This is a genomic window from Roseomonas sp. KE0001, assembly GCF_016107285.1.
GTDB lineage: Bacteria > Pseudomonadota > Alphaproteobacteria > Acetobacterales > Acetobacteraceae > Pseudoroseomonas.
This window is the reverse complement of record NZ_RCVQ01000022.1, coordinates 1-10,016: the sequence shown is the minus strand read 5'-3', so window position 1 is coordinate 10,016 and position 10,016 is coordinate 1. Positions and strand designations below refer to the sequence as shown.

The following is a 10,016-nucleotide window of genomic DNA, read 5'->3' as shown; positions in this document are numbered from 1 at the left end:
CCTGCGAGACTACGCCCGCGCAGCGGCGACGCCGGCGGAGGCCGGCTGGCGCCGGGCGCACGTCGCGGCGCTCGCGGCCCTCATGCGCCGCGCGCCGGCCTTCACCGTGCGGCTGATCCCGGCGGCACCGAGCTTCCAGTACACCCTCGCCGAGGCCGGCGGCGCCCCGCCCGTCGTGACCTTCGAGGGCTGGCCCTCGCCGGGGACCACGCGCTCCTCGACGGACGCGCTGAGCGGCTTCGCGACCTCGGCGCCCCCGGTGGTGGCGGCCTTCGCGGAGGACCTGCGGCGTTGCCAGGCGGCGACGGCCGAGGGACTGGAGGGGCGGGAGGCGACGCTGGAGGCGCTGGATGCACTGGCGGGCAGTTGAACCGCCTTCCGGCGCCGACCTCCGTACTCGCACGCGATCTTTCCCCACGTCGCCACCGATTTGCGATTCTCGTTGAAACCGTACTCCGCCGACCTCAATCTGTCGGCGATGTCGGACGAATGGCGGCAGGCCCCTCCAAGCACCCCGGCCGCCTTCGGCCTGCCTATGGGCGGGGCGGAGGGCCCGGCGGAGGCGCGCAGCCTCACCTCGGCCGTCCAGGCCCGGCTGCGGGCGGAGATCGTGGCCTGCCGTTTCCGCCCCGGCGAGAAGCTGCCCATCGCCGCGCTCAATACCCGCTTCAAGGTCAGCTACGCCCTCGTCCGCGAGGCCCTGTCCCGCCTGATGGCAGACGGCCTCGTCGTCGCCGAGGACCAGCGCGGCTTCCGCGCCAGCCCCATCTCCCTGGCCGACCTGCACGACCTGACCCGGTTCTGATGGGGTAAGGAGGCCGTCGCGGCGTAGCCGCCCGCGCTCCTGATCTCAGCGTCCGAGGTCCCGTCGCGGGGACGCGGCAGGGCAAGGCCGCAACAGCGCCGGTGCCGGTATCCACCGAGCCCGCTTGTTAGATTGGCCTGCCCCGTCTGCCTGGCCGTAGCCTGTGGCGGCTACACGCCGACCACGAACAGAAGCGAGGAACCCGCGACGTGACATCCACCGCCCGTCATTGACCGACCCGATTACAGAAGGCGTTCTTAGCTCAACTTTGGCCATCAAGCGGCGTGACAAAGGGCGTAAGCCCAGGCGTGCTGGAGCGCTCGCCGAGGTTTTGCGCCGTGGCCGCTATGCCGCGATGTGAGGAAACCTTGCTCGCACCAGAGGTGACGTCGCACGACGGCGAGGGTATCGCTGAAGGTCGGACGTTCCTTGTGATACCAAGCGCTGCTTGCCGCGGCATTGCGTTCTGAGGCTCTGAGCTGGGCGGCCAGGAGGGTGACGAGCGAGAATAGCCCAAGCAGGCATGGCGTTGTGCGGGCAATGGCGAGGTCCGACCACTGCCGCTGGGTCTCGACACCGAGATGCACCCTGGTTTCCTGGAAGGACACCTCCAGCTGCCAGCGCTGGATGAACCAACACAGGATCTGCTCGGGCGCCTGATCAGGATCGGTGCACAGCAGGGCCTGCGGCTGGAACCGACGATGAGGATCGCGCACCAGGACCCAGCGGATCGGCAGGATCGGCATTCCGCTATGACGCCATACGGCAGTGGCCGAGCAGATCTCCACGCTACGCTCGCCCCCACCGTACCAGCTGGTGACCACCACGTGCTGCCAGCGTGTATCGGTGCTGACCAGCACCTCCGACAGGTAGGGCCGCCGCGCCCCTTTGGTGCGGGGCCGACTATTGGGCTCGGGCAGCCGTGGCGGCGCCGGGTCGTAGAGCGCGGCATCGAGCCGCAGGCGCGTGATCCCGGTGATCCTGTTCCGGGTCAGGGCGGCCAGCAGTTCCAGGGCCGCAAAGCCGCTGTCGCCGACCAGCACGATATCCCGCCCTGGAAGCCATCGGCGGGCCTGCAGGATCAGTTGGCGAGCCCAGTTGGTAAGCTTCTTGTGCCGCCCGCCCCGCTCGCGACAGTACCGCTCGGAGGGCGCCAGTGCAGAGAGGAAAGGCAGCGCCCAAACCCGACCTGCCTAGGGAACAGGTGCCAAAAGCATCAAGCTGGTCCAACGCAGGCCAGAAGCCTTCACGAAATGGCCATGGCTGGAGCGCACCGGGTCGCGGTAGATGCCCATGGCCGCAATCCGCTTGCCGCGCCGGCGCTCAATCGTGTCGTCGATGCCCAGGACGACCGGCCCGTCCGGTGCGAAGGTCGTGATCAGGTGCGCCAGCAGGAGGCGTGACGCTGCCCGGGGGCTCCAGACCGCGCGGTTCAGCACCCGATGATAGTTCACGAAGCGTCGCTCCTGCGCGAGGCCGCTGATCTGCAACAGGCTGGTCACCGTCCGTTTGCCTGGCGCCAGGATAGCCCCGATCAGCAGCACCTCGGCGTGTTGCCAGCTACGCTGGAAAAACAGCGGCGCAAAGCTCAGGATCACCGCGGCGAAGCGGGATGGCAGGTGAAGCATGGCGGCGTCTCTTGGCGGGGACACGCCAGCCTAGCCAGTCACCCGCCTCGCCGCCTACGCCCGCCTCAGATGGCCTAAGTCGAGCTTAGCTCAGAGCCCGGCCGGCGGTTTCGGGCGCCTTGGAGACAGCGAACATGGTGATCAGGGCACAACCGATCAGGTAGATGGAGATCGGCCAGGTGGCGCCGCCACTCCAAGCCATCAGGCTGGCGGCGATGAAGGGCGTTAGCCCCCCACTCAGCGCCGCGCCGATCTGGAAGCCCAGCGACGCGCCGCTGTATCGTAGCCTTGCCGTGAAGAGTTCCGAGTACCAGGGCGCCCCGATGCCGAACATCACCATCTGGCCGAAGCTGATGGCGACGATCACCGCCAACGAGATGATCAGCGGATCGCGGGTTTCCATCAGCCAGAAGAAGGGGAAGGCAAACAGCAGCGAGAAGATGCAGCTGGCGTAGAACATGCGCCGGCGTCCCACCAGATCGGACAGCCAGCCGAACAGCGGAATGCTGAACAGGGCCACGAAGGAGGAGGCCATCACCGCATTCAGGATCAGGCTGCGGGACAGGCCGAGCTGGGTGGTGGCATAGGCGATGACAAAGACGCTGGCGATGCTGGCCCAGGCGATCTCGGAGACTTTCAGCCCGACCGCGATCAGGAACGGCCGACGATGGTCGCGGAAGATCTCGACCAGCGGCATCTCGGCTACGGCATTGTGCGATTTCACCGCCCGGAAGGCTGGCGTCTCCTCCAGCTGGACACCTCCAGAAACCCTGTCGTTTTGGCTGATGAGGTTGCCTCGGCGGCAGTGGGACCGTTGCCTGGTGCCATCCTGGTGACGGGGCCGCGACCGCAGCGTGGTCGCTGGGGTGGCGGGCGGCTTGCTATGCCGGCGCGGCCTTGCTGCTGAGCCAGACGAACCGCTTCAGGTTGTAGGCCAGGTTGGCGAGGCCGATCTTCACCCGCGCCCTGGCGATGCCGATGGTGCGCACGACCAGCCCCATCGTCCCCTTCTGCCGGGCAAAGACGTGTTCAATGGCCGAGCGCACGGCCGATTTGCGGGCATTGGCCCGCCGCGTCCTCGCCGCCATTGGCCGACCGGGCGGCTTCTTGCGGTGGATGCGCGAGACCAGGCCGCGCTCAACCAGCCACGCCTCATTCTTCGCCGAGCGATAGGCGGTGTCGGCCCAGACATCGCTGGCGGTGTTGCCGGTGTCGATCACCTCCGCCAGTCGCGCGCCGTCATGGGCGGCGGCGTGGCTGGCGCTCCAGCCGCGGATCAGGCCGTGCCGGCGATCGATCGCGACATGGTTCTTGTAGCCGAAGGCCGGAACCGCGAGATCGACCTGCGGCGCGCCATCCTCGCGCGGCCTGGCCTTGGAGAACTTCACCGTCCAGCGCGCGTCGCGGTCCTTCTGACGCAGCTTCGCGGGCTTCTCCGCCCAGCCTGCGGGGATCTGTCCGGCCTTGATCGCCACCCGCTCGGCCACGGTGTTGCGCTGCTTCGGCGCGGCGACGATGGTCGCGTCCACGATCTGCCCGCCCATCGCCAGGTAGCCGGCGGCACGCAGCGTGGCGTCGAACCGCGCGAACAGCCGCTCGACCGCGCCGGCCCGCTTCAGCGCCTCGCGGAACGCCCAGATCGTGTTGGCGTCCGGCACCGGGTCGGCCAACCCAAGGCCGAGGAAGCGCATGAACGAGAGCCGATCTTTGATGAGGTACTCGCAGCGCTCGTCCGACAGCCCGTGCATCGCCTGCAGCAGCAGGATCTTGAACATCAACACCTGATCGAAGGCGGGCCGGCCACCCTTCGCACCGTCCGCCCGCGGCACCGCCTGCTCCAGCTCGGCACGGAACATGGCGAAATCCACCAGCGCGGCGATCCGCTCGAGGTCATCGCCCTTGGCCGACAGTTCCCGCAGTCGCTCCTCCACGTCGAAGAACCCTGACTGCCGAACCATCGCCGCCCCCCATGCCAATCCGCGTCAGTGAATCAGCCAAACAGGATCAGAGCGAGAGGTTTCTGGAGGTGTCCAGCTTCATGCGGATAAAGAGGCCGACGCCCACCAGCAGGATGCTGAGCAGGAAGGGCAAGCGCCAACCCCAGTTCAGGAACTGCTCCTCCGGCATTTGCGCGACCAGTGCGAAGATGCCGATGGCCGCCAGGTTGCCGATGGGATTGCCGACCTGCACCATCGAGCCCATCAGGCCCCGGCGATGCGTCGGCGCGTTCTCCACCACCATCAGCACGGCGCCGCCCCATTCGCCGCCGATGCCGACACCCTGGAGGAAGCGAAGGCCGAGCAGCAGCAGCGGTGCGGCGATGCCGATCTGCTCATAGGTGGGCAACAGCCCGATCAGGAAGGTGCCAACGCCCATGATGAAGATGGTGGTCGCCAGCATCGTCTTCCGCCCCACCCGGTCGCCGAAATGGCCGAAGATGGCGGCGCCGACAGGCCGCGCGAAGAAGCCGACCGCATAGGTGCCAAAGGCGGCGATGGTGGCAAGGCTCGGTTCCCCGGCCGGAAAAAAGAGCCGGTTGAAGACCAGCGCCGTGGCGGCGGCGTAGATCAGGAAGTCATACCACTCGACGGCGGTGCCGATCACGCTGGACCAGATGATCCGGCGCATGGTCGCCGCATCCGGCGCGTGGGCCTGGGACAGGTGGGCATCTGTCGAAACGCTCATTCCGGGATTCCTCGCGGGGCCGCGGCGCGGCTGGGTCGAACGAAGGCGGTCGGGAAGGTGGCTCAGCCAGCGGAAAGCCCGGCGAGCAGGGGCCGCCAGCGGGCGGTCTCGGCGGCGATGAGCTGTCCAAAGGCCTCGGCATCGCCCTGCAACGGAATGGTGCCCTGCTGCGCCAAGCGATGTTGCAGCGCCGGTTGGCCCAGGGCCTGGGCGAAGCCCGCGCGCAGGGCCTCGCGCCGGGCGGGCGGCGTGCCGCGCGGCACCATCAACCCGGCTATGGAGCCATTCCGTAAACCCGGCAGCCCCTGCTCGGCGGCGGTGGGCACATCCGGCAGCAGCGACAGCCGCTCTGGCGCGGCGGCGACCAGCCCTGTCAGAGTGCCAGCGCGGATATGCTCGACCACCACAGCGGTGGCCTCGGAGGTGACATCTACCTCGCCGGTCAGCACCGCCTGAACCCCGGCGGCGCCGGAGCGATAATGCACGGGGGTGAAGCCGGTGCCGCCCAGCGCCTGCAACAGCAGCATAGTCTGGTGCGGGGCGGTGCCGACGCCCGCTGTGCTCCAGTTCATCTCACCCTTGCCAGCGCGTGCGCGGGCCAGGAAGGCGGGAAGGTCCCGCAGCCCGGATTGCGGCCGCACCACCAGCACATGCGGGGTGGAAGCGAGGGGCAGCACCGGCTCCAGCTCCCGCGCCACATCGACCCCAGCGCCCGGCATCAGGATCGGGTTGACCGACACCAGGGAGGGGCTGGCGAAGAGCAGGGTGTAGCCATCCGGCGCGGCGCGAGCTGCGGCTTCGGCTGCGATGTTGCCGCCGGCGCCGGTGCGGTTCTCCACCACCACGGTCTGCCCCATGGCCTGCCCTGCGGCCTCGGCCACCAGCCGCGCGACGAGGTCGCTGATGCCGCCTGCCCCGAAGCCGACGATCAGGCGCAGGGGCCGGGATGGATAGGCCTGCGCGAGGGCCGGCCGGGCCAGCGGCAGGGCGGCGCCAAGGGCAAGCAGCGCGCGGCGGCGCGAAACGGGGACAGGGTCAGGCAAAGCGGCTTCTCCCAGGCTGGAGGCGCCGGATCGGCGCATCCCCAACCCCAAAGCAGGCTGCGTGCCAGAGCATGTTGCCCAGTAGGCTTCCGCAGTTGCCCAATGTGTGTCAGGGTTTATCCAGCAGGCGATTGCCTCAATAGAGTCCACTGGGCAACTTGTTGCCCAAACCGGGAGCAAATCGAAATGTCGGCAGACCCCAGCTGGCTCGGCCTCGTCGAGCATCTGCACACCACCCCTCGCGCCTTCCTGCCGATGCAATCGCAGGAGAGCATCGAATTGGTGGCAGGCGAGGGCATCGTCGGCGACCGCTACCGCATCGGGGTCGAGCAGGGCTTCTACTCCGAGAAGCCCGAGGAAGGCCGCCAGGTCACGCTGTTCGAGGCGGAGGTGCTTGAGATCATCCAGCGCGACTACAAGATCGAATTGCTGCCCGAGGAGCATCGCCGCAACATCACTACCCGCGGCGTGCCATTGAACTGGCTGGTGGGAAAGCGCTTCCACATCGGCGCCTGCTTGGTGGAGGCGACGCGGCTCTCCATTCCCTGCCGGCATATCGAGGAAATCCTGGAACGGCAGGTCTTTGACGCCATGGTGCATCGCTCTGGCCTGAATTGCCGCATCCTGGAAGGCGGCACGGTGCGCCGTGGCGATGTGATCCGCCCCGCCTGAACGATCGGATCTGAGCCATGCCCCGCTTCATCACCCTGGTCGTCGCCCGCGTGCTCGCGGATGGCCCCGGTATCCGCCGCCTAACGCTACGCGACCCGGATGGCTGGAAGCTGCCGAAGATCCGCCCCGGCGCGCATCTGGATCTGCAGGTGCCCGGGCTGGGCGCCCGCGCCTACAGCCTGTGCGGAGACCCGGCGGCGGGCGATTGCTGGGAGGTGGCGGTGAAGCTGGAGGCCGCCTCGCGCGGCGGCAGCGCCTGGGTGCATGGCCTGGCCGAAGGCGCCATCGTCGAGGCTGCCATGCCCCGCTGCACCTTTCCGCTGGAGCCGGCGGCGACGCGGCATGTCATGATCGCCGGCGGCATTGGCGTCACGCCCTTCCTGGCCATGGCGCCCGTGCTGCAAAGGCTGGGCGTCGATTGGGTACTGCATGTGCTGCACCGTGGCCCGGCCCCCTGCCCGGCCGCACTGATGCCCTGGATAGAAGCCGGGCGCGCCATCTGCCACGAGACCGGCGCGGCGCCCCGGCCGGATCTGGCGGCGCTGCTCGGCCCTTATACGGAAGGGCTGCAAGCCTATTGCTGCGGCCCGGCCCTCATGCTGGACGCCTTTGCCGAGGCGACCCGGCACTGGCCCGCGGGCCGTGCCCGGATCGAGCACTTCACCCCGCCGCCCCTTCCCTTCGACCCTTCGGCGCGCCCATATACAATCCGCCTCGCATCATCCGGTGCCGAGGCCGAACTGGCTGCCGGCGACAATCTGCTGGCGGCGCTGCGCAAGCTGGGGGCCAAGGTGGATGCATCCTGCGAAGGTGGAATTTGCGGGGCCTGCGAAGTGCGCTGGTTGGAAGGCGAGCCCGTGCATCGCGACCGGGTGCTCTCGCCCGAGCGGCGGCGGACGCATCTGATGGCCTGTGTCGCGCAATGCGCCTCGGACCGGTTGCTGGTCGATCTCTAAGCATGGCGACCAGACTGATGGCGGCCGCCGGAGCGGCCCCCGGCCCTGCCCTGGGCGCCAGGTTGCGCGCGCTGCGCCAGGCGGCCGGACTGACCCTGGATGCCCTGGCCGAAGCCGCCAGCCTCGACAAGGGCTATCTTTCACGGGTGGAGCGCGGGCTAAAGGCCCCTTCCATCGCTACCTTGCTGCGGCTGTCGGAGGCGCTGGCCGTTCCGGTCGGTGAGTTGTTCGGCGAAAGCGTGGCCGAACATGCCGTCCGCGTCACCCGCCGCGCCGATCGTGTGGCTGGCCCTGGCGGCGATCCCGACACCGCCCGCTTCGAGACGTTCAGCCGGGCCGGTGGTGCGCTGGAGGCGTTTGTCATCTACCCGGCCCCGTCCTTCGCAGCGCCTGCCGCCGCTTCCGAGCATTCCGGTGAGGAGTTGCTGCTGGTGCTAAGCGGCACCATCGAGATGCGCTTCGCCGATCGGGGCTTCGTGCTAGAAACGGGCGATTGCGCGCAATTCCCTGGTCATCTGGCGCATCGACTGCGGCGTGTGGGGGATGAGCACGCCTCTGCCCTGGTGGCGGTCGCGCGCCCCCCTCGCCGATAGCTCAGCACGCAGCTTGCCCGCCCGGCCGCTGCAAAATGTTGACGAGCAGCGTCGCCGGTCCTGGCCCGATTCGCCGGACCAGGACTTGCAAATGGCGGGCGGAATGCACGCTATCGCCTTGATCCAGGATGATCGAGCGATCCGGGAGGCGCAGTTCAGCGGTGCCGGTCAGGGCCAGCAGCAGGCAGTCGCCAGCCTGCGCGTTCTTGTCCCTCAACGGCGCATCCTCCGGTGCCAGATGGATGATCCGGGCGTTCAGCAGCCCATTGGCCGAGGTCAGCGGGGCGCCATCGGCGATGGTCGCTCGCCGCGTAGTCTGCACCGAGTCACCGGCCGAATGGCTTTTGGCCTCGATGAGGGAGTCTGATCAGTGATCACGCCGGATGAGGCCCGGCCGAAAATCTGCAGAGCGGGCGCTTCTGGAAGCAGAAGAGATAGCGCTGAAGGACAGAAAGCCTGGCGCGAGCGGAAGACGTCGCGATGTTCACGACACGCCCGGAGATTGCCGGCACGTTCGGCGCGGTCGCCAGCACGCACTGTATCGCCAGCCAGGTCGGCATGGCGGTGCTGGGGCGTGGCGGCAACGCTTTCGACGCCGCTGCCACAGCCGGCTTTACCCTGCAGGTCGCCGAGCCAGGCCGGAACGGCCCGCTAGGTGGCGCGCACATCATCATCATCCATGACACCAAGAGCAACGCCCAGAAGGGGATTTGCGGGCAGGGCCCGGCGCCGGCGGCGCTGACAGTGTCTTAAGTGTTGAGTTTCGCTAAGATCTGATGGGGTGGATGCCTTCTCCTTCCCGTGACGTTCTCACCAACATCACTCTGGCACATCACCATGCCGTCGGGAGCGGGCATCCACCCCATCAGATCTCTGTGGCAACCCCGGGGTCGGCTCTCAGTGGCAATTAACACTCTAGGTGCTCGCCCGGTACAACAGGGTTGTCTCGTCGTTCACCAGCACGCCGTTAGCGGCCAGCATCTTTCCGGCAGGACAGAAGTAGACGTCACCAGCATGGTCGAAGGTGAAGTCGCTCCGCTGGAAGGTGCCATCCCGCCGAGCTGACTTGTCGGTGACGCTGACATGCGGCTCGATCCCCTGCTCATAGGTGAGCCAGCCTAGCATGTCGGCTGAGCCGTAGCCGCTGTCGGCGGCAAGGCGTGCGGGGTAGAGACCAAAGCGTTCCCGGACCCGCTCAATCATTCGCTTGGCGACTGTCACCTTGGCCTGACGGATGGCGGTGGTCGGCTCAACGTCGACAGTGATCGCGTGGTCGCGGTCGATCAGGTAGTTTGTCTCATAAGCGAAGTAGGCGAGGCCGCCCTCGGCGCCGGTCCAGCGGGACGCCGGGTCCGACGGCGAGATGAACTTCGCCGCCACCGGCGTCGCGGCGCCGAAGGCGGCATCGTCGAGAACCGCCAGGTACTCCTCGACGGCACGGCACGCCTCCTCAGGTTCTGTCCGCTCGGAGGTCTCGACACCTTTCTGCCGACTGGCATCTGCCTTGATCAGACTGCCATCGACCGCGAATTCTTCTCCCCCGACGAGGCCCTCCCGGATGCAGCGCGAGAGCACTGCCTCGAACAGCTGCCGCAGGAGGTCACAGTCGCGGAAGCAGCCATGGCGGTTCTTCG

11 protein-coding genes and 2 pseudogenes are annotated in these 10,016 nt (G+C 68.0%); 6 read left to right on the top strand and 7 right to left on the bottom strand.

All coding sequences use genetic code 11. From position 1 onward, the window contains the following. The coding region (locus D9598_RS20475) for a hypothetical protein (RefSeq protein WP_198368341.1) at positions 1–370 on the top strand (370 nt) is incomplete at its 5' end. 72 nt (positions 371–442) lie between these two features. Further along, positions 443–805 carry a GntR family transcriptional regulator gene (locus D9598_RS20470; protein WP_232477490.1) on the top strand — a complete coding sequence of 121 codons (363 nt, stop codon included), beginning with the start codon at positions 443–445 and terminating at the stop codon, positions 803–805. A gap of 275 nt (positions 806–1,080) precedes the next feature. Here the strand turns inward: D9598_RS20470 and D9598_RS20465 are convergent. The 5 genes and pseudogenes from D9598_RS20465 to D9598_RS20440 form a co-directional block, all read right to left on the bottom strand. Next, positions 1,081–2,433 (bottom strand): annotated as a pseudogene (locus D9598_RS20465) (transposase). 85 nt (positions 2,434–2,518) lie between these two features. Beyond that, positions 2,519–3,130 carry an MFS transporter gene (locus D9598_RS20455; RefSeq protein ID WP_198368339.1) on the bottom strand — a complete coding sequence of 204 codons (612 nt, stop codon included), beginning with the start codon at positions 3,128–3,130 and terminating at the stop codon, positions 2,519–2,521. A 184-nt stretch (positions 3,131–3,314) separates the two neighbouring features. Then, positions 3,315–4,391 (bottom strand): IS5 family transposase, encoded by a 1,077-nt coding sequence (locus D9598_RS20450; RefSeq protein WP_198368338.1) that lies wholly within the window; start codon positions 4,389–4,391, stop codon positions 3,315–3,317. Between the two features lie 46 nt (positions 4,392–4,437). Then, positions 4,438–5,118 carry an MFS transporter gene (locus D9598_RS20445; RefSeq protein ID WP_198368337.1) on the bottom strand — a complete coding sequence of 227 codons (681 nt, stop codon included), beginning with the start codon at positions 5,116–5,118 and terminating at the stop codon, positions 4,438–4,440. 62 nt (positions 5,119–5,180) lie between these two features. Then, the gene (locus D9598_RS20440; protein WP_198368336.1) at positions 5,181–6,161 is read right to left on the bottom strand and encodes a tripartite tricarboxylate transporter substrate binding protein; all 981 of its coding nucleotides are present in this window, start codon (positions 6,159–6,161) and stop codon (positions 5,181–5,183) included. A 186-nt stretch (positions 6,162–6,347) separates the two neighbouring features. On the opposite strand from D9598_RS20440, the gene D9598_RS20435 reads away from it, so the two are divergent. From D9598_RS20435 to D9598_RS20425, 3 genes are read left to right on the top strand one after another with little or no spacing between them, the layout of a single operon-like run. Further along, positions 6,348–6,833: an MOSC domain-containing protein gene (locus tag D9598_RS20435; RefSeq protein WP_198368335.1), complete on the top strand. Its 486-nt coding sequence runs from the start codon at positions 6,348–6,350 to the stop codon at positions 6,831–6,833. 17 nt (positions 6,834–6,850) lie between these two features. After that, a complete protein-coding gene (locus D9598_RS20430; protein ID WP_198368334.1) occupies positions 6,851–7,789 on the top strand; it encodes a PDR/VanB family oxidoreductase in 939 nt (312 codons plus the stop codon). Positions 7,790–7,791: 2 nt separating this feature from the next. Further along, a complete protein-coding gene (locus D9598_RS20425; protein ID WP_198368333.1) occupies positions 7,792–8,382 on the top strand; it encodes a helix-turn-helix domain-containing protein in 591 nt (196 codons plus the stop codon). 1 nt (position 8,383) lies between these two features. Here D9598_RS20425 and D9598_RS20420 read toward each other — a convergent pair whose 3' ends face one another. Beyond that, the gene (locus D9598_RS20420; protein ID WP_198368332.1) at positions 8,384–8,704 is read right to left on the bottom strand and encodes a hypothetical protein; all 321 of its coding nucleotides are present in this window, start codon (positions 8,702–8,704) and stop codon (positions 8,384–8,386) included. Positions 8,705–8,862: 158 nt separating this feature from the next. Between D9598_RS20420 and D9598_RS20415 the strand changes: the two genes are divergently transcribed. Then, positions 8,863–9,135, top strand: a complete 273-nt coding sequence (locus tag D9598_RS20415; RefSeq protein WP_232477489.1) for a gamma-glutamyltransferase — start codon at positions 8,863–8,865, stop codon at positions 9,133–9,135. Between the two features lie 192 nt (positions 9,136–9,327). On the opposite strand, the pseudogene D9598_RS20410 reads toward D9598_RS20415, so the two are convergent. Next, positions 9,328–10,016 (bottom strand): annotated as a pseudogene (locus tag D9598_RS20410) (transposase); the annotation flags it as partial.